Raw genomic sequence first — 19,433 nt, 5'->3', positions numbered from 1 at the left:
TTTGGCCCGGCGGCGCAAGAGCAGGCCAGATGACATATTCTAGGGGAGTGAGTGAGATGCAACCAGGATTAGTTCCCGTACCCCCAGAAGGCGGACGCGACAACGACTTCCCCGTACCGTCCCCGCTATCATCGCACGGCCCTGCCCGCGTTATTGCGATGTGTAACCAGAAGGGTGGGGTTGGTAAAACTACCACCACCATCAACCTGGCCGCAGCGTTGGCGGAATACGGCAGGCGGGTCCTCATCGTGGATTTCGACCCGCAAGGCGCCGCATCTGCAGGCCTTGGCATCAACTCGCAAGACCTTGACTTCACAATCTACAACCTGCTGATGTCTTCCAAGGTCTCTATCCGAGACGCCATCGAGCACACCAAGATCGAAAACCTAGACCTAGTGCCCGCAAACATCGACCTGTCAGCAGCTGAAGTCCAGTTGGTAAATGAGGTTGCGCGCGAGCAAGCATTGACCAGGGCTTTGCGCCCCGTCATTGATGAGTACGACGTTATCCTCATCGACTGCCAGCCCTCGCTTGGACTTCTTACCGTCAACGCTCTGACGGCAGCCCATGGGGTTATGGTTCCCCTGGAGGCCGAGTTTTTTGCGTTGCGCGGTGTTGCCCTCCTCATTGACACGATCGACATGGTGCACGACAGGCTAAATCCTCGCCTAAAGATTGATGGCATCTTGGTCACGATGGTTGACCTGCGCACGTTGCATGCGCGTGAAGTCCTCGAGCGTCTTCAAGAAGCCTTTGGGGACAAGGTTTACGACACGATCATCAGGCGTACCGTGAAGTTTCCGGACGCTTCCGTTGCCACTGAACCCATCACTACCTATGCGCCCTCTCACAAGGGAGCGCAGGCTTACCGCCGTCTAGCGCGCGAAGTGATCTCTCGCGGAGACGTAGCGTAGTGACCACAACCGAGGGCGGCGGGTTCACCGTTTCGTTAGAGAACTTCGAAGGGCCGTTCGACCTTTTGCTCGGCCTAATCTCTAAGCGAGAAATGGACATTACTGAAGTTGCCCTCGCCGCTGTGACAGACGAGTTCATCGCCTACATGCGCGTAGACCCCGATCTTTCGCGCACCTCTGAGTTCTTGGTTGTAGCGGCAACCTTGCTGGATATGAAAGCCCGTTCCCTCCTGCCCGTCGAGGATGAACAGCTTGAAGCAGACCTCGAATATCTAGAGGCTCGCGACCTCCTATTCTCCCGGCTTTTGCAATACCGCGCCTTCAAGCAGGTGGCGAATATTTTTGGCCAGTTGTGGGAGGTAAACAGCGGCGCGCATCCAAGGCAAGCGGAGATGGAACCCAAGTTCGCTGCTCTTTTGCCGCAACTACGCTGGTCCACAACCCCGCTTGACCTGGCCAAGATCGCGGCAGAGGTAATCTTTGCTGCGCCGCCGGAAGTTACAACCACCCATTTGCATGACCCGCTGGTGCCCGTACGCCCGCAAGCTGAATACATTTTGAAACAACTGAAAGTGCTTGGCGACGCTAGCTTTGAGCAGCTCTGTGCAGACGCGCCGGATGTCAACACAATAGTTTCTCGTTTCCTCGCCATCTTGGATCTGTACCGTGAAGGCGCAGTGTCATTCAAACAAGAAGCACCCCTCGCGAAGCTCTCAATCCATTGGACGGGTTCGGACACCAACGTCGCCGACATGCGAATGGAAGACGAGGAAGGCGCAGTGGTAGCACCACTTTAGGTACAATGACTTCAGTATTGACGGGAGGTCGACATGCAAGAGGCAATACCCCAAATCTTTAGCGATAAAGAACTAACCAAAATAATCGAAGCAATCCTCATGGTTGTGCCCGAACCTGTAGCATCGGTAGACATTGCGAATGCACTTAATATCGCGGACGACCAGGTGGAGGTAGCACTTACTCAACTTCGCGCCGAGTATGACCGTGACGAACGCGGATTTGAACTCCGCGAAGTCGGTGGGGGATGGCGCTACTATTCGCGTTCTGCATATGACCCCTTCGTGTCTCAGTTTGTCAGTGGTAGCCGCATGCAAAAGCTTTCCCAAGCCGCCCTAGAAACTCTTGCCGTTATTGCTTATCGCCAGCCTGTCACCCGGCAAAAAGTCAGTTCCATTCGGGGAGTCAACGTGGATTCAGTTGTCCGCTCTCTGCAAGCCCGAGGCCTCATTGAAAGTGCTGGTGAAACCGCAAGTGGAGCGACACTCTTTCAAACTACAACTGAGTTCCTTGAACGAATGGGGCTACGCTCACTCGATGAGTTAAGTCCTCTTGCACCCCACCTTCCGCACCGAGACGAACTTTCTGAACTAGCGCAATCTTTGGAGAAATAATGAAGAACGATCCTCACGTAGATTCGGGAATCCGCCTGCAAAAAGTTATCTCGCAAGCCGGCGTGGCATCTCGCCGTCACGCGGAAATCCTCATCACCTCGGGTCGCGTTCGCGTGGACGACAAAGTGGTGCGGAAGCTCGGCACCAGGGTTGACCCCAGCCGGCAAGTGATCCACGTCGACGGCGAACGCCTGCTATTAGATACCGAGTCTCTAACCATTGCCCTCAACAAACCTGTTGGCGTCGTTTCAACCATGGACGATCCAGAAGGACGTGCGTGCCTAGCGGACTACACCCAGGACTACAACCAGCGCCTATTCCATGTGGGACGTCTTGATACCGACACGGCTGGTCTGATCCTACTGACTAATGACGGGGAGCTTGCACACCGACTCATGCACCCCTCGTTTGAAATTCCAAAAACATACGTCGCCACCGTTCCAGGCGAGGTGCCGCGCGGCCTGCGCAAGAAAATGCTCCGCGGTATCGAACTTGAGGACGGGCCAGTTCAGGTTCAAGATTTTCGCGTCAAAGACCAGTATGGCGACCTCACCCTAGTGGAGCTGACGTTGCACGAGGGGCGCAACCGCATTGTCCGCCGGCTGCTCGAAAGCGTGGGCTTTCCCGTGGTTGAACTGGTTCGCACCCAGTTCGGGCCGGTTAAGATCGGGCGACTACACCCAGGCGTCACCCGCAAGGTTGATGGCGCCGTGCTTCAAGAGCTGTACAAAGCCGTAAACCTGTAGGAATCACCGTGCAGATTTCAACCAACCCGGACGGCCGGCCCATCCAAACGACGGGACCGGTGCTTGTGATCGGCTCCGGCCTTCTGGGAGGATCCGCAGCGCTGGCTCTAAAAGCTGCGGGTGTACCAGTGTTCCTCCAAGATATTTCCCCAGTGTCACTAGCTTTGGCTCGCGACATTGGTGCAGGCGAGGAATACACGCCATCTAGCCCGCAACCAGCACTGGTTATTGTTGCAGTGCCCCCCGATGTGACTGCAGATTGTGTTGTGAAGGCACTGAACACACACCCGGATGCGGTAGTGACTGACGTGGCTTCAGTGAAGTCGATTATTTTGGAGGAAGTCGAAGCCGCTGGTGTTGATGCGTCGCGATACGTCCCGTCGCACCCCATGGCAGGTCGGGAAAGATCTGGCGTTGCAGCTGCGGACCGGGACCTGTTTGTGGGGCGCCCGTGGGCAGTGATTCACCACCCAACCTGCTCTCCTCAGGCGCGCGTAGTTGTACGCAACCTTGCGGTGGACCTTGGCGCCACCGTGTTGGAAATGAACGCGCAAGAGCATGATCGGGGAGTGGCTATTGTTTCGCACGTGCCGCAACTAGTCTCGTCCCTACTCGCCTCCCGGCTTCGCGATGCCACCGAGGATGAGCTCAGCCTAGTTGGCCAGGGCCTGCGTGATACCACTCGCATCGCGGCTTCCGACCCGCGCCTGTGGACATCGATCGTGTCAGGTAACTGCGGCCCCGTGGTGGATGTATTGCGCGAGTACCAGCGGGAACTAGACAACCTCGTTAGCGGACTTGAATCGGGTGCTGCCGCAGGCTTTGGCGCTACCGGATCCGTTGCCGCCATAAACACCGCTATATCGCAGGGTAACGAGGGCGTTTCGCGGATTCCCGGAAAGCACGGGGGAGTCCAGCGGCGCTGGGCGATCGTGGAAGTACTTATTCCTGACAAGCCGGGTGAGCTCGGCCGACTTTTCACCGAACTGGGTGCGGCCGGAATCAACATTGAAGACCTCACCATGGATCATTCCGCACACCAGCGCGTTGGTCTGGCCCAAATTTTTGTAAACCCGACTGTAGCCAAAGAAGCCGAAAAAGAACTTGAAATGCGCGGCTGGCGCATCGTTAACCAGTGAGCTGGGAGGAAACGTGGAGGAAACAGCAAACATGAGCGTAGAGCAAATGAAGGCGCTGATTAGCGAGCTTGGGCTGTCTGTTGCTATCGATGGACCCTCCGGATCGGGCAAATCAACCGTTGCTCGTGCATTGGCACGCGAGCTTGGCATCGGCTACCTCGATACCGGAGCGATGTACCGTGCGCTCACGTGGTACTGTCTGGACGCCGGTCTACCCCTGGACGATCACGCCGCTGTAGCTGGTGCGGCAGACTCGTTCCTCTTGTCCATCACCACCTCGCCCGATGATTTCCGCGTAACCGTGGGGGATACGGACGTGACGGAGCAGATCCGCGAGTCCCGTATTTCCAAAGAAGTCTCAAAAGCTGCCACAAATCTGGACGTGCGTGAATCGCTTGTGCGCCAACAGCGCGAAATTATCAATGCGGCCCGCCAGTCCGGCAACGGCATGGTTACCGAAGGCCGGGATATCACCACCGTGGTGGCACCGGATGCGGATGTGCGCCTGCTACTTACTGCTTCGGCTGAGGCGCGCATGAAACGCCGCGCCGTGCAGTTGCTAGGTGAGGGCGTAGACGAGTCCGCCATTGAATCCATGCGCAGCGAGGTTGTTGGGCGAGACGCTAAAGATTCTACGGTGGTCAACTTTCAGGAGGCTACTGAAGGCCAGATCCTGGTTGACTCGTCCGCTCTTGATGCCCAGCAAACTCTTCAGCTTGTACTTGACTACGTGAGGCAGAATCTTGCGCAACGAGCCGAGCAAGCTGAAGCTGACAATGCCCGTGTTCGCGCTATGCGCGCTGCCCTCTCAAACTATGAGCTTTACGACGAAGACCAGAATGTGCTGGAAGGTGAGCTTCCCTTTGAAGAGTTAGAAACCTCGACCTCCGGCAATCCAGTTTTAGCCATTGTGGGACGTCCAAATGTTGGTAAATCAACACTTGTGAACCGGATTTTGCAACGCCGTGCTGCGGTTGTTCAAGACACTCCTGGTGTCACGCGTGACCGGGTTTCTTACCCCGCAAACTGGAACGGACGCGACTTTACGCTGGTGGACACCGGCGGCTGGGAGATTGACGTGCGCGGCCTGGATCGTTCCGTTGCGCAGCAGGCTGAAATCGCAATCGAGATGTCGGACGCGGTGCTGTTTGTTGTAGACGCAACTGTTGGCATCACGGATACGGACGAGCGGATCGTGAAGATCCTTCGTCGTTCTGGCAAACCCGTGGTACTGGCTGCCAACAAGGTTGATTCAGCTGCACAGGAGGCGGATGCCTACGCGCTTTGGAACCTTGGGCTCGGCGAGCCTTTCCCAGTATCAGCGCTACATGGCCGCGGAGCCGGTGACGTGCTCGATGCAGTTCTGAAGATCCTTCCCGAAGAATCCGCTGTTGCACAGAAGCTGCCCGAGGGAGGGCCGCGCCGCGTGGCACTAATTGGGCGCCCAAATGTGGGTAAGTCCTCGCTGCTCAACCAATTGGCCGGGGAAAACCGCGTGGTTGTTGATAACACCGCAGGCACAACCCGAGACCCGGTTGATGAACTTATCGAGATGGCCGGACGCCAATGGTGGTTTGTTGACACTGCTGGTATCCGTCGCAAGATGCACCGCACGTCAGGCGCTGACTACTACGCCTCCATTCGTACCCAGGCCGCGATTGAAAAAGCCGAGGTAGCCATGGTTCTACTCGATGCCACCGAGCCGCTATCGGAGCAGGACGTGCGAATCGTGCAAGCAGCGCTTGATTCGGGTCGCGCCCTGGTAATCGTTAACAACAAGTGGGATTTGGTTGATGAGGATCGCCGGCTTGACCTTCAAAATGAGCAAGAACGCGACCTTGCACACGTTGCGTGGGCTCCGCGCATAAATCTGTCCGCGCTCACCGGATGGCACACGAACCGAATCGTACGGGCACTGGATACGTCGCTACGCTCTTGGGACATGCGCATTTCTACCGCGAAGCTGAACTCGTTCCTGGGAGAACTCGTTGCGGCCACACCCCACCCGGTGCGTGGTGGAAAGCAGCCTCGCATCCTATTCGCAACGCAGGTGTCCGCCCGTCCGCCAAGGTTCGTGATCTTCACAACCGGATTCCTTGACCCCGGCTACCGCCGATTCATTGAACGCCGTTTGCGTGAAACCTTTGGCTTCGAGGGTACCCCAATCAAAATCAGTGTGCGGGTGCGTGAAAAGAAGCGTCGATAAGTTTCCAGCTAGTCTGTTTGGGCCGCGCCATTCTCGTTCCACTCATTCGGAATGGGAATAGCGGCCGCATCAGGCGCGCCCGGATCCACCAGCGTGTTCGATGAGGTTTTACGGAATCTGCGCCAAGAATGTGCCTCATTCTTGGATTTTCGAGGCCGCCGGCGTCGCCATGGGCGTGCTGCGGGCACAGCCCAGGATTTCCTGCGCATAATGGCACGCACGCCATCCAGGCCAAGAATGACCACAGCGAGCCAAATGCCAATGTAAGTAACCCATTCGAGGCCTTCAATGCGCTCGCCCAGCAGGGTTGCAACGACGGTAACCAAGATCGGTTCAACGTAAGACAATAAACCGAATACCGCGTAGGGTAAAAGCTTCGCGGCCATCACGTAAAAGATAAGGGCAAACACGGATAACCCGCCCAGCGTCAAAAGCAAAATTGCGGCAGGAAGGTGCGAAAACGCAATGCTCACGCCGTTTTGTCGTGATGCTGCATAAATCGCGAGGGGCATCGCCAGCGCCATTTCCCAGGTGAGGGCGCCCACGCCATCGGTTTCAAAAATACGGCGAAGGACAAAGTAGATTGGGTATCCCACTGCAACATAAACCGTGACCCAGCCTAACCCGCCACCTCGGATCACTTCGAACACCACCGCGGCGCACGCGACGAGGGTTGCAATAAACGTGATGGTAGAGAGGCGTTCCTTAAAAATCACTCTGCCAAACAGAACCATTACCAGGGGCATCAAGAAGTAGCCCATTGATAGAGCCAACGTGTTACCAGTTTGGGGTGCCCATCCGAAAAGGAACATTTGAGAGGCCAACATTGGCACGTTAAACCCGTATGCCAGTAGTTTCTTTGGAGCAGCTATTGTGCGCTTAAACTCGCCCGAAAACCAGAACCAGCGTCCGCTTACCGCAAGGAGGAAGAGGATTCCTGGAACCGTTAGCACAATGCGCCAGGCCCATACCTGCGTGCCTGACAAAGCTGGTAGTTGTCCGGCCACAAATGCGATAGCTGCAAACATGACCGAGGAGAGAAGCGAAACTACTACGCCGCGACCAGCCATTACACACCAATCTAAAAGGACGCTGTGGGAGGGGATAGGTATTAAAAAAATCCCGAGACATTACTGCATTGTCGCGGGATTTACATCGTCGGGCTGGCGGGATTTGAACCCACGACCCCTTGACCCCCAGTCAAGTGCGCTACCAAGCTGCGCCACAGCCCGTGCTTTTCAGCAACAACGATTCTAACCGAATGATTACTCACATGCCTAATCGGCCAGGCGGATGTGGGCTACTCCCCACATTGTCAGTCCCACGCATGTTTTACTGGGATATCGATTCATGCCGGTAACGGTTTGGTGGCCGCCTTCGATACACTGAAACAGTGGAGACTTTGACCCGTGAAGAAGCGCTGGAACGCAGCGCCAACGTAATACCGGACGAGATTGATGTGTACATCGACCTTTCAAATGCAAAATCTGGTGAAGAGGCGTTTTTCTCAAAATCAACGATTCGATTTGAGACGAAATCCTCATCCGTTTTTGTCGATCTTGTTGCGAATAATGTTGAGGAAGTGCGCGTTAATAGTGCGCCTGCAAACTACGAGGTAACGGATACGCGGGTCTTGGTGAAAGACCTTCCAACGGATCGCCCGGTGAGTTTAGAAATTGAGTCGCGTTGCTACTACTCGACAACCGGGGAAGGCCTGCATCGCTACATCGATCCAGAGGATGGCGCTACCTACCTCTACACGCAGTTTGAGCCCACGGATGCGCGCCGCGCATGGGCCTGCTTTGACCAACCCGATCTGAAGCTCCGCTGGCAGTTCAGTGTTAAGGCTCCCTCGGATTGGATAATTCTATCTAACCAGCCCGAACAGTCCCGTAATACGGTTGGCGAGCTGGCGGAGGTAACGTTCAAACGCACGCCACCGCTGTCGTCCTACATCACTGCGGTGGTTGCCGGCCCATACGCTCGCGTTGATGGAGGCACCTGGAGTGGGGGAGCCGCCGACGGTGGCCACGCCAACATTAGTTTGGGTGTTTACTGCCGCGCGTCTCTTGCGCAGTACTTGGATGCCGACGACATCTTGACAGTGACGCGCCAGGGTCTTGATTTCTATCACGAGCATTACGGCTTCACTTATCCGTGGGGCAAGTACGACCAGGTTTTTGTACCCGAATATAATCTTGGGGCTATGGAGAACCCGGGGTGTGTGACCTTCAACGAGAAGATGATTTCTCGCGACACGCCCACGAGGGCCGCACGCCAATCTCGTGCCAACGTCATTTTCCACGAGATGTGCCACATGTGGTTTGGAGACCTCGTAACCCCAAGGTGGTGGGATGATCTATGGCTGAAGGAGTCCTTTGCGGACAACCAGGGGTCAATGGGATTAACAGAGAATACCCACTTCGACACCGAGTGGGCCACATTCGCTTCCGGCAGGAAAGAATGGGCATACAAGCAGGATCAGCTACCCACTACCCACCCAATCGCAGCCGACATTCCTGACGTTGAAGCGGCAAAGAACAACTTCGATGGAATTACCTACGCTAAAGGTGCGGCTGTGCTTAAACAGCTGGTTGCCTATGTAGGGAAAGAAGCTTTCTTTAGCGGCGCCCGTGAATACTTTAAGAAACACGCGTTCGGAGCAACCCGGATGCAAGACTTTTTAGAGGCGCTCGAGGAAGCCTCCGGTCGCGATAATCTCCAGGGTTGGGCAAAGGCATGGCTAGAGACCACCGGCCCTTCAACTCTGCGTATTCGCCGAGGTGAGGACGGTTTCATACTGGAGCAGGATTCCATGGACGCGATCACTGGGCAGGAGGCGCTGCGCCCTCACCGGGTAAATGTCGGCTTCTATGAGCTGACGGGCGATAATTTGGTGCGCGTGGGGATCGAGAAGGTCACGCTCACTGGATCATCCCTCCCGCTCGAAACTGCCGGGAACTATGACCTCGTCCTCGCAAATGATGATGATCTAACGTACGCGCTTGTTGAACTGGATGAGAACGAGGTAACAACCGCGCTTCGCTTCGTCTCTACGATTGCAAATCCAACCTCACGCGCAGTGCTTTGGTCAGCGCTGTGGGCGGGCGTGCGGGCAGCAAAGATAAATCCATGCGACTACGTGAATGCGGTGGCGAGTCAGGTGCCATTCGAAGAAGATGACGCGGTTGCCGGTGACCTAATCGGCAACGCTCTCGAAGCTCTCCTGCACTACATGGCCACGCCAGAGCGAAAACTGGAGGCAAATAGTTTTGCCAACCACGCGATCAACGCTATTGGACGCTCGGACGCCGAAGATCGCAAGCGCGAATGGGCACTTGCCGCAACTCGTGCTTTGAATATCGCCGGTTCGCCGGGTGAGGATCAGATGCAGTTCTTGCATGACCTTGCCGCCGCTAATTCACCCCTCCTAACAGTTGGTCCAAATCTTGCGTGGCAGGCCCGAATTACCCTCGCTGCGCTAGGAGCAATTACTAGAGAAGATGTGGAGGCGTATCTCAAAACTGATCCTTCCGGTGAAGCTGAAGTGTTTGCGCTACAAGCAATCTCAGCGCTTCCGGGTCGCATCGAGCGCCAGAAGACCTGGACGCGAATTCTTGAAGAAGATCTCGCCAACGAAAAGATGAGCGCTATGCTGGCCGGTCTAAATGCAGGATCGCTAGGTCACGGTGCAACCGGTTTCGCAGGCGACTTTTTTGATCTTGCAGCGAATTATTGGGACTCTCACACGATCGGGATGGGAAGGCGCTTCATTGCGGGTGCATACCCTTCCGTGATCGATGCGGGCAGTCCCGAGGAGGCGGCAGCACTACGGTACATGGCTTCTTGGTGGGTGAGCGCAAACGAGAACGCGCCGGCAGCTCTTGTGCGTCTCATGCGCGAGGCAGCCGATAATTTGGAACGCAGTTTCAGGATCCAAACCAAATGGCTGACGAAGTAGAATCCGTAGATCACGCGGCCGAGGATAATCGGGCATTAACGCAGCCGTCGTCCCAGCTAGGCGACCTCCTTTTTGACCCGCTCAACTATGGCGTGGGCGGATCATCTGAGTCTCGCAAAACGCCGCGCCGCCCATTTGAGACGATCATCGCCCTCTTGCTCGCAATGGTGCTTGCCTTCTGCGTGACCATCGCGGCGAAGAACCTAATCGGCAATAAAACTACACAGGAGAAAACGCGCAGCAACCTCAGTGAGCAGGTTGCTCGCCAGCAAGACATTGTCAATCAACTAGAAGTTGCCAACGCGGAGGACGCGGCTCGAATAGCTCTCTTATCCGCTGACTTAAAGGACACGGTTACTGCAGATCAACCAGCGGCACAGAACGCACAGCTGGAAGAGATCGAAGGAAGTGGCATCCTCGTCACAGTTAGCGAACGGGAGGGGTCCGAATCTGTCGAGAGAGTTTTGGATACCGACCTGCGCTACATCATCAACTCCCTTTGGGCAGGTGGCGCAGAAGGCGTGGAGATAAATGGGGTTCGAGTGGGACCGACCACTGCTGTGCGCACCGCGGGTGGCGCCATCTTGGTTAATTTCCAACCCGTAGTGGCGCCATACAGCATTCGCGCCATCGGAGACCGTGAGGCACTTGAACTCCAGCTAAAATCCGGTGGGGTAGCGGCCTATCTGTCTACACTGGACTCAAAATACGGCATTAAAACATCAATTCAGGCGGAGGAAAAAATCGCCTTGCGCCCAGCTAGCGTTCGGGGCGCGAGCCTTACCGAGATCGTTCAACAGGAGCAGCAATGATCGCAATACTTGGCCTAGTCCTCGGAATTATCCTTGGTATTCTTCTTGACCCGACCATTCCGTACGCGCTCCAACCGTACCTTCCCATCGCCGTCGTGGCAGCGATGGACGCGCTCCTCGGCGGTGCGCGCGCCTGGTTTGAGGGCAAGTTCTCTGATCGCGTGTTCATCACCTCGTTCTTTTGGAACGTGCTCATCGCCGCCCTGCTGGTGCTGGTAGGCGCGCAACTGGGTGTGGGAGCCGCAATGACAACGGCAATCGTGGTTGTTCTAGGTATCCGTATTTTCTCTAACGCAGCTGCGATACGTCGCCACATTTTTGGGGCTTAACCGTGAGAGAAAGAGACTTATCAAAGCGCCGCCTACGCGACCTCCTAACAGTGAGGTTTCGTCCCATTCACCTCCTTATCGGCTTGCTTCTGTTCAGTTTGGGATTTGCGTTTGTGGCACAAATTAAGATCCAACGATCGGATCCACTTGACGGCCTGAATGAAGACGAGTTGGTGTTACTGCTTGACCAACTAACCGCTGCCGAAAGCCAGCTACGCGACGAAAAGGCTGAGTTGACTGACCAAATCTACAAGTTACAATCGGCCCATTCCCAAGGACAAGCAGCCGTGGAAGCCGCCGAGAAGGAGCGTGAACTTGCTCGCATCCTTGGCGGAACTACACCCGTGCACGGGCCCGGGCTCGAGATCGTTGTGAACCAGGGGAGCAGTCCGATTCCTGCCCAAAAGTTCGTCACTATGCTGGGCGAACTGCGCAACTCGGGGGCGGAAGCTATCGAATTGAACGGGAATCGGATTGTGGCCACATCCTTCATTACGTCGGACGATGACGGCGTCTTGAGCCTTTCTGGGACTGAGCTGAAGGCTCCATACACGTGGAGGGTGATTGGCGATGCGGACACTATACAGCCGGCCCTAGACATCGCCCGCGGCGCCACCTCGCAACTTCGCGCGTCAGATGCAACCGTCGAAATCACGCGTGTAGATGACATCGAGATAGATTCCACGGTTGCCCCCAAGACATACCGCTACGCTAAGCCCGTCGAGTAGCGCCACCGTGTGGTGGATAACTTCTTCCAACGGAACTAAACTTGAAGGATAGATATTCGATCCCCGTCGACGAAGGAGAAGGCGATGTCCCTAAACAACACGCCAGATCCCAATGAAACCGCCATTTTTGGCGCATTGGACACGCCAAGTGAACCCACAGAACCGTTTACTCGCCGTCCGCTTTCGGCCGCCGATCAAGCCGCGGTAGACGCGCTACCGTACGGTTCGGCTCTCCTCATCGTTCAACGTGGTCCAAACTCCGGTGCCCGTTTCCTCCTCGACAAAGAGGTAACTACGGCAGGACGAAGCCCAAAGGCTGATATTTTCCTTGACGACGTCACCGTCTCGCGCCGTCACTGTGAATTCCGCGCCGTTGACGGGGGCTTCGTTGTGCGCGATTCCGGCTCTTTGAACGGCACCTATGTTAACCGCGAACGCACTGAGAGTGCCGAGTTACACACGGGCGACGAAGTACAAGTTGGCAAGTACCGCCTTACGTACCACCCATCGAACAAAGCTTCATGAGCGCAAAACGGCTCCGTTTAGAAAATGAGACACCAATATCTTGGCCTCGTGATGTTTCTCATGAGGCAAGGTTTTCTATTGGTCAGGTAACCGAACAGGTTAAACCCGAGTTTCCTGCACTCACGGTGTCTAAAATCCGGTATCTAGAATCGGAAGGCCTGCTTGAGCCTGAACGTACCGATTCCGGGTACCGGAAATACTCCAGCGCAGACATAGAACGGCTGCGTTTCATTCTGACGGAGCAACGTGACTCTTACCGCCCGCTTCGCGTTATACGCGAGCAACTTGCCGCGCTCGACGCGGGTCACGAGATCGACCGGATGCCTACCGCAAGGGTTGTGTCCGACAAGGGCGTAACTAAGGTACCCTCGCGCGAGCATGTTTCGGTTCGTGAGCTTTGTGACCTTACGGGCGCCTCAAAGGCAGAGATCGAGGAATTCACCACGCTTGGCTTGCTCTCTCCGGACCTGAGTGGGTACTTCCGCGCAAAATCTGTAAAGGTAGTTGAACTTCTGCTGCAGATCCGCAACGAGGGGATTAGCCCGCGCAACCTTCGCACGGTGCGCCAAGCTGCCGAGAGACATGCGGATATCATCGACACTACGGTGCAGCCACTTCGAGCACGAGGTCGCGCCTCAGATATTGAACGGGCACGAGCCAGGAGTGCTGAGATTGCAGAACTGACAGCCGATCTGCATCGTGAGTTTTTGCGCATGGCAATCGAGAAACTTTCAGATAGTTAGACGAATTCGATAACAAAATAGTCTCAAGTTAAACTTGAAGGTAAGGCGCGCCGCGCGTTTCATTGACGCCGCGCTTATTCCGTTCTAGCGTTGATCTCAGTTTGACCATCAACCCAATAGTCGCGAGGAGATATTCAGTTGGTACCAGATAATGGAGCCGCTACGGCCCGGCAGGGCATGCTGTTCGGCGACGTCCTCGCGCACCTCACGCCCGAAACCGGCTACCGTGGCCGTATTGCCTGTCAGGCGGCTGGCATAACTTACCGCCAGTTGGATTATTGGGCGCGCACTGGCCTTGTGGAACCGTCTATTCGCACGGCACAGGGCTCGGGTTCACAAAGGCTTTATTCGTTCCGCGACATCCTCGTGCTGAAAGTGGTGAAGCGCCTTTTGGACACCGGCGTCTCGTTGCAGCAGATTCGTACTGCTGTCACGCACTTGAAAGACAGGGGAGTGGACGACCTCGCTTCAATCACTCTTATGAGCGACGGAGCCTCGGTTTACGAGTGCCGCTCACGTGACGAGATGATTGACCTAATCGAGGGCGGTCAGGGCGTGTTTGGTATCGCAGTTGGTCACGTTTGGCGCGAGATCGAGGGCTCGCTAGCTGAGCTTCCTAGTGAGGAGGCCGAGCCGGTTCTTCCGGTTGAAGATGAGCTTGCCAAGGCAAGGCGCGCTCGCCGTAACGCTTCTTAAAATATCTTCGAAGTATTGGGGTGGAACAGATCAAACTGTTCCACCCCAAAGCTTTATTCTGCGCCGGCTAAGCTTCTGCATACTGCCGGCGCAGTTGGGCTACGTCTAGCCTGCGCGCCTTCCTAGCAGCAATCGCGCTAAACAGGAATGACACCAGGCCCCAGAGCAGGAGGGGGATGGCCGTTGCCACGATACTGGTTAGGTTACCGCCAACTACGGTGTGGGTTAGACCGTTCATGAGGGCGGATAGCGGCAGCAATCCAGAAATCATTTGGAACGCACTAGGCGCGGTCTGGATCGGAATGAGTCCTCCAAGCGAGACCACCTGTACCACTAGGAACAGTAACGCCACTATGCGCCCCACGCGCGCTCCAAAAACAGCGAGGAGTGCCTGATTGATTGCGGTGAAAGAAACTACTCCAATGGCCATAATGATTGAGGTTAAAGCGAAGCTCTTTGGAGAAACACCGAACAAACCAGCAATAATCGCAACACCAATGGCTTGTACCAATGCGAACACTAACGCCGGGCGAAGCGAGTTCCAGGCCACCCGCACGGGCGCGACTGAAGAAGCTAGTTCCCGACGGCGCAAACCGGGCATAGCTAAATACGTAGCAAACGCTCCCAACCACAACACTATCGCTGCGGCCCATGGGAATAGCGTGTTGGCTTCACTCGTCTTGTAAAGGGCAGCATTTTCAGACCGGATCGGAATCGCCCCCACATTCACAATGCGGGTACGCTCTGCGTCCGTGTAGCTTGGCACCTGATCGACGCCGCCCTCAAGCTCGGTGGCGAAGCGCGAGGTACCCTCTATCAGCTGCCCGATACCTGCGTAAAGCTCGCTAGTGCCCCCGGCAAGCTGATCGGTGCCTCCTGCCAGCTGGCTCGCTCCGCTTGAGCTTTGCCCCGCGCCCCGCGCCAGTTGCCAAGTGCCGTCTTCTAGCTGAATAAGGCCAGGATTCAAAAGCCTGAGGCCCGCTGCAAGCTGGCTGGCACCATCCACGAGGCCGAGCTGGCTTGGCGTTCCATCGAGGCCACTTTGAAGTTTTGCCGCGCCATCGGAGAGCTGGCTAAGTGCCTGCGACATTCCGAGGCTACCGGGCGTACCGTTCACCCCGTCGCGTAGCTGTGCAATACCTGCGGCAAGCTGGCTCGAACCTTCGCGCAACCTTTCCAAATCTGCGCTAATGCCGGCAAAACCTCCGGCATCTTGGAGTTGTTTCACTAACTCTTCTATGCGAGTACTGATCTGTACGATCTGATCGACGAGCTCATTAATTCCGGACCGGGTGAGTAGCTCATTCAGCTGGGCAAGCGCCTGATCCAGGTTGGGATCGTTCTGAGGAAGATTTGCAAGGGCCTGCTCGAGGTCACTCACAGTCTGGTTAAGCGTTGCGCAATACTCCGGGGTCTGCGTGGCATCGCACTGGGCAGCCAGCTGCCTAAGGCGGGGGAGAGCGCCTATATTCTGGTCCGTACCGTAGATGAGGCCGCGTACGTAATCGAGCAGGTTCTGTGAGTCTTTGATGACGTCACGGATCTTTTCCACCTCAGCGGTAATCTCTGCGGATGAAGGCAGGTTATCCAAGGTTCCATCCGGAATCGCGTTCTCGATCCGCGCGAGGGGTTCGAGCACCTGGTTTAGACCATCTACCAGCTGATCTATGCCTTCGCTTAGCTCTTTGGATCCGTCGGCGAGCTGCCGGGTTCCTTCGGCAAGTCCGCCTGGCTCGTTGACGCTTCGCTCCAACTGGTCGATACCGGATTTCAGCCCGGGGGTAGCGCTCGTCCCTACGAAACCATCACGTAGCTGTTTCGTGCCCGAAGCCAGTTGATCAGCGCCATCGGCAAGCTGTCCCACGCCTGCGCGCAGTTCGCTTACGCCACCGGCAAGCTCATTCGCGCCGCCGTACAGTTGGTTCAATCCAGCCGCCAGCTGTGCGGTTCCATCAGCAAGTTCACGCGCGCCCGAGGAGAGCTGGCCGGCTCCCTCGCCAAGCTTGTTTACACCATCATCTACCTGCTTCGCACCGTCTGCAGCCTGCCCCAGTTGATCCTTCATGTCGCCAAAACCAAGGAAGATCTCATCCAGCATCGTCTCGGTTAGGGTGTGCCCCATTGTGGTGGCAGCGACTGCCGCAATCTGGGCAGAGATGCGTCCCATGAGCTCAGATGATGCGTCATTAGACGTCACGGTAATAAGTGCGGGAGTAGCCGCGGTAGTCCCAATGGACGTCACATTCTTAGAAAAGTTTTTTGGGATGGTGATGACCGCTTGGTACTGTCCAGATTCAAGCCCGCTTCTCGCAGTTTCTTCCGTGACAAGTTGCCAATCCAGGTTCAGATCGACCGGCTCTTCGGGATACATGAGGCCCCCGGCCAGCTCGCGCCCGATGGGCACCAGAATCTCTTCGCCATCAACCACCATTTTGGCGCCCTCGTCCAAGTTGACGATCGCGGCGGGAATCTTGTTGAAGTTGTTCGGGCGGTCTGGAAGCGACCATAGCGTAAGCGCCGTTGCCAGGATGGGCAGTAGCACTACGGCCACGAGCGCCCGTATATCTCGTCCGGTAAGTTTCATTACTCATTCACCGCCAACTTAACGCGTACTTCATATGAGTCTTCATTTGCGAATTCATCCGTGTTATCCGGCCCGAGCAGCAGGGCGCCGCCCGCCTCGAGGTTTTCTTGGACCCAGGCCTTCTCCACCTCGCGAAGAGGGCGATTGACGAGTAACAACATGGGTTTAGAAACGTGCGGGATCTGTGTTGCCGGGTCATCAAGGAAAACGCTGCGTGCGATAACTCGGCTGGCCTCGTCGCGACTCGAAATATCGAACACGTAGATCGATCCGGTGTGGGGGAGGAGCCTGGCGCCAAATGCGGCAAGCATCGCCGTACACGCCACCGGATCGCCGGTGAAGCGGATAATGTCGCCCGGGCGCACGGCCAGTTCTACGCCGCTTACAAGGTCACCGCGCCGGTCTCCAATGCTCACATTCTCAGCTCTGGCGACAACCTCGCCGTATTGGCGTTGCCAATCCACGTGTTTGAAGTGCAGGTCCATGCCGGTTCCCTCAACGTCTAGGAGGGGGAGCATCCGATCCATCCACTTCGGTAAGTACCACGCCTTGTCGCCCAGAAGCTGCAGGACGGCGGGCACCAGTGTCATTCGCACCAGGAATGCATCCACACCAACGCCAACCAACAGGCCGAACGCGATTGGTTGCACGTAGAACGAGCCGTCGGGGATAAAGCCGGAGAACACAGACATCATGATGAGGGCCGCGGCCACAACCACCGGAGCCGAGCCCACGAATCCGGTGCGAATCGACTCTCGCGCGTTGCCACTGTGCGCATAGTCTTCAGCCATGCGTGAGACCAAGAACAGCTCGTAGTCCATTGCCAATCCAAATAGAACGCCCATGAGCATGATTGGCATGAAGGAAATAACGGGGCCTACCTGCCCTATTCGTAACAAGTCGTTGCCAACACCGTCGATGAACACCCACGTGGTCATGCCAAATGCTGCGGCCACAGAGAACACGTATCCAAGCGTGGCTTTGATCGGTACCCAAATCGAGCGGAACACAATCAGCAAAATAACGAGGGAGAGCCCTACAACAACCGCTCCAAATGGCAGTAGCGCAGAGTACAGCTTCTCTGATACATCGATCGCTACGGCCGCCGAACCGGTGACCATCACGTTAGAGATGTCGTATTTACCTTCCCAATCCGGCGCTGCATCCCTAAGGGCATGCACTAGCTGTTCGGTTTCTACGCTATCTGCTCCGGTCTTGGGGATCACCACGACAACGCCCAAATCAGCGCTGCGGTTAGGTGTAGAAAGCTGTACCTGATCAACGCCGGGCATCTGCTCGATTTCAGACTTCATGCTCGCCATTAGGCCCAGCGGATCCCTCGAAGTAACGATGTCACCGATCACAACTAGCGGCCCGTTAGCTCCCGGTCCGAACTCTTCGGCTACGAGGTCAAAGGTTTGCCTAGCCATCGTGGATTCATCTTCAACGCCATTATCTGGCAGAGCAAGGCGCAGATTTAGCGCGGGAATAGTCATGACTACAACCAAGGCAGTAACGCTCAAAATGGTGAGCCAGGGGTGCGAGGTTACGGTTTTCACCCACCATGCAGACAGGTGTCGTTTACGCCCGGAATCGGCCTCGTCCTCGCCATTCTTCAGCTTTCGCCGCTTAGGCCGTAGGCGATCTCCAAGTACGGCAAGGAGCGCAGGCAGGCCAGTTACTGCCATTACCGCCGCAATAGCAACAGCCAAGGCCGCTGCTAGACCCATAATTGTGAGGAAGGGAATGCCCGCTACAAACAGCGCCGTCAGCGCAATAACCACTGTCATCCCCGCAAAAAGCACGGCGGCACCCGAGGTGGCGATGGCACGCGGAATCGACTCTTCGACGGTGTAGCCCTCAGCCAGCTGATCCAAATGTCGCGAAACAATAAATAGGGAGTAATCGATTCCCACAGCCAAACCAAGCATGATAGCAAGCGTTGGGGTAGTGGTAGAGATTGGCACGAAGGCCGCCACTATCATCGTGATTGCCATTGAAATACCAACGCCGAAAAGGGCTGTAATGATCGGCACCATGCCCGTCTTAAACGAGCGGAATGCCACCGATAAAACCATAAGGGCCAGGGCTACGCCCACTGCTTCAAGAGGGGAGAGGGGGATCTCGGTGAGCGACATAATCTGGCCGCCAACGTGCACACTCAACCCGGCTTGCTCTGCCTGTTTCGCGATGCTCACCAACTCAGATACGGAGTTATCATCAATCGAGTCGAGGCCAAATGAGAACTGTACCTGCGACATTGCATAACGATTATCATCTGACACCAGGGGAGCCATTATTGAGTCATCGAATGGGTCAGCTACAGCGGTCGCATACTTAATGCTCTTTGCCTGATCGAGGACGGTAGTAATCTCATCCTGATAATCCCAGATGTTGCCGCCCTCTGGAGCTCCGAAAATAACTTGCCCTGCGGTTCCAGACAGTTCAGGGAAACGCTCAGCCATTACGTTCAGGCCATCTTGCCCCTCGGTGCCCGGGATGGTGAAATCATTAGTCAGCTTGCCGCCCAGACCGAACATCGCAGCTATAACCGCGGCCAGGATCAATATCCAGGCAAGCAGCACCGTTTTTGCATGCTTAACCGTGGAGGTGGCTAGCCGAAACAGAATCGATGACACTA

Annotated in this window: 16 protein-coding genes and 1 tRNA gene; 13 read left to right on the top strand and 4 right to left on the bottom strand. The window is 56.0% G+C overall.

The features are described from left to right. Positions 1 to 29 precede the first annotated feature (29 nt). From HMPREF2854_RS05870 to der, 6 genes are read left to right on the top strand one after another with little or no spacing between them, the layout of a single operon-like run. Positions 30 to 914, top strand: a complete 885-nt coding sequence (locus HMPREF2854_RS05870; RefSeq protein ID WP_261666671.1) for a ParA family protein — start codon at positions 30 to 32, stop codon at positions 912 to 914. After that, positions 914 to 1,711 carry a segregation and condensation protein A gene (locus tag HMPREF2854_RS05865; protein WP_070620294.1) on the top strand — a complete coding sequence of 266 codons (798 nt, stop codon included), beginning with the start codon at positions 914 to 916 and terminating at the stop codon, positions 1,709 to 1,711. Before HMPREF2854_RS05870 ends, HMPREF2854_RS05865 begins: the two co-directional genes overlap by 1 nt. Positions 1,712 to 1,744: 33 nt before the next feature. Beyond that, positions 1,745 to 2,323: an SMC-Scp complex subunit ScpB gene (gene scpB / locus HMPREF2854_RS05860; protein WP_070620291.1), complete on the top strand. Its 579-nt coding sequence runs from the start codon at positions 1,745 to 1,747 to the stop codon at positions 2,321 to 2,323. Beyond that, positions 2,323 to 3,069 (top strand): pseudouridine synthase, encoded by a 747-nt coding sequence (locus tag HMPREF2854_RS05855; protein WP_070620288.1) that lies wholly within the window; start codon positions 2,323 to 2,325, stop codon positions 3,067 to 3,069. The genes scpB and HMPREF2854_RS05855 overlap by 1 nt, the downstream gene beginning before the upstream one ends. 8 nt (positions 3,070 to 3,077) lie before the next feature. Next, positions 3,078 to 4,208: a prephenate dehydrogenase gene (locus HMPREF2854_RS05850; RefSeq protein ID WP_070620285.1), complete on the top strand. Its 1,131-nt coding sequence runs from the start codon at positions 3,078 to 3,080 to the stop codon at positions 4,206 to 4,208. A 31-nt stretch (positions 4,209 to 4,239) separates the two neighbouring features. Further along, entirely contained in the window at positions 4,240 to 6,414 is a 2,175-nt protein-coding gene (gene der, locus HMPREF2854_RS05845; protein WP_083309423.1) for a bifunctional cytidylate kinase/GTPase Der, read from the top strand. Positions 6,415 to 6,422: 8 nt separating this feature from the next. On the opposite strand, the gene rarD is transcribed toward der, so the two are convergent. Both rarD and HMPREF2854_RS05835 read right to left on the bottom strand, forming a co-directional pair. Then, positions 6,423 to 7,484 carry an EamA family transporter RarD gene (gene rarD, locus HMPREF2854_RS05840; RefSeq protein WP_070620282.1) on the bottom strand — a complete coding sequence of 354 codons (1,062 nt, stop codon included), beginning with the start codon at positions 7,482 to 7,484 and terminating at the stop codon, positions 6,423 to 6,425. 88 nt (positions 7,485 to 7,572) lie between these two features. Beyond that, positions 7,573 to 7,646, bottom strand: a tRNA-Pro gene (locus HMPREF2854_RS05835). Positions 7,647 to 7,807: 161 nt separating this feature from the next. On the opposite strand from HMPREF2854_RS05835, the gene pepN reads away from it, so the two are divergent. From pepN to HMPREF2854_RS05800, 7 genes are all read left to right on the top strand, one after another. Beyond that, positions 7,808 to 10,375 (top strand): aminopeptidase N, encoded by a 2,568-nt coding sequence (gene pepN, locus HMPREF2854_RS05830; RefSeq protein WP_070620279.1) that lies wholly within the window; start codon positions 7,808 to 7,810, stop codon positions 10,373 to 10,375. Next, positions 10,360 to 11,187: a DUF881 domain-containing protein gene (locus HMPREF2854_RS05825; protein ID WP_070620276.1), complete on the top strand. Its 828-nt coding sequence runs from the start codon at positions 10,360 to 10,362 to the stop codon at positions 11,185 to 11,187. The genes pepN and HMPREF2854_RS05825 overlap by 16 nt, the downstream gene beginning before the upstream one ends. Further along, positions 11,184 to 11,516: a small basic family protein gene (locus tag HMPREF2854_RS05820; RefSeq protein WP_034507735.1), complete on the top strand. Its 333-nt coding sequence runs from the start codon at positions 11,184 to 11,186 to the stop codon at positions 11,514 to 11,516. Before HMPREF2854_RS05825 ends, HMPREF2854_RS05820 begins: the two co-directional genes overlap by 4 nt. A gap of 113 nt (positions 11,517 to 11,629) precedes the next feature. Further along, positions 11,630 to 12,244 (top strand): DUF881 domain-containing protein, encoded by a 615-nt coding sequence (locus HMPREF2854_RS05815; protein ID WP_232219365.1) that lies wholly within the window; start codon positions 11,630 to 11,632, stop codon positions 12,242 to 12,244. An 84-nt stretch (positions 12,245 to 12,328) separates the two neighbouring features. Beyond that, positions 12,329 to 12,769, top strand: coding sequence for an FHA domain-containing protein (locus HMPREF2854_RS05810; RefSeq protein ID WP_070620273.1), 441 nt, complete (start codon positions 12,329 to 12,331; stop codon positions 12,767 to 12,769). Beyond that, on the top strand, positions 12,766 to 13,512 hold the full coding sequence (locus tag HMPREF2854_RS08865) for a transcriptional regulator FtsR (RefSeq protein ID WP_070620271.1): 747 nt from the start codon (positions 12,766 to 12,768) through the stop codon (positions 13,510 to 13,512). The genes HMPREF2854_RS05810 and HMPREF2854_RS08865 overlap by 4 nt, the downstream gene beginning before the upstream one ends. Before the next feature lie 177 nt (positions 13,513 to 13,689). Further along, positions 13,690 to 14,208: a MerR family transcriptional regulator gene (locus HMPREF2854_RS05800; RefSeq protein WP_034507728.1), complete on the top strand. Its 519-nt coding sequence runs from the start codon at positions 13,690 to 13,692 to the stop codon at positions 14,206 to 14,208. Positions 14,209 to 14,275: 67 nt separating this feature from the next. Here HMPREF2854_RS05800 and HMPREF2854_RS05795 read toward each other — a convergent pair whose 3' ends face one another. After that, positions 14,276 to 16,792: a YhgE/Pip domain-containing protein gene (locus tag HMPREF2854_RS05795; RefSeq protein WP_070620268.1), complete on the bottom strand. Its 2,517-nt coding sequence runs from the start codon at positions 16,790 to 16,792 to the stop codon at positions 14,276 to 14,278. Continuing rightward, positions 16,792 to 19,431 carry an MMPL family transporter gene (locus HMPREF2854_RS05790; RefSeq protein WP_070620266.1) on the bottom strand — a complete coding sequence of 880 codons (2,640 nt, stop codon included), beginning with the start codon at positions 19,429 to 19,431 and terminating at the stop codon, positions 16,792 to 16,794. Before HMPREF2854_RS05790 ends, HMPREF2854_RS05795 begins: the two co-directional genes overlap by 1 nt. Between the last annotated feature and the right edge of the window lie 2 nt (positions 19,432 to 19,433).

The sequence above is a fragment of the Actinomyces sp. HMSC075B09 genome, assembly GCF_001812395.1.
GTDB lineage: Bacteria > Actinomycetota > Actinomycetes > Actinomycetales > Actinomycetaceae > Gleimia > Gleimia europaea.
The sequence above is the reverse complement of the archived record's forward strand: the minus strand, read 5'-3'. Positions and strand labels throughout refer to the sequence as shown.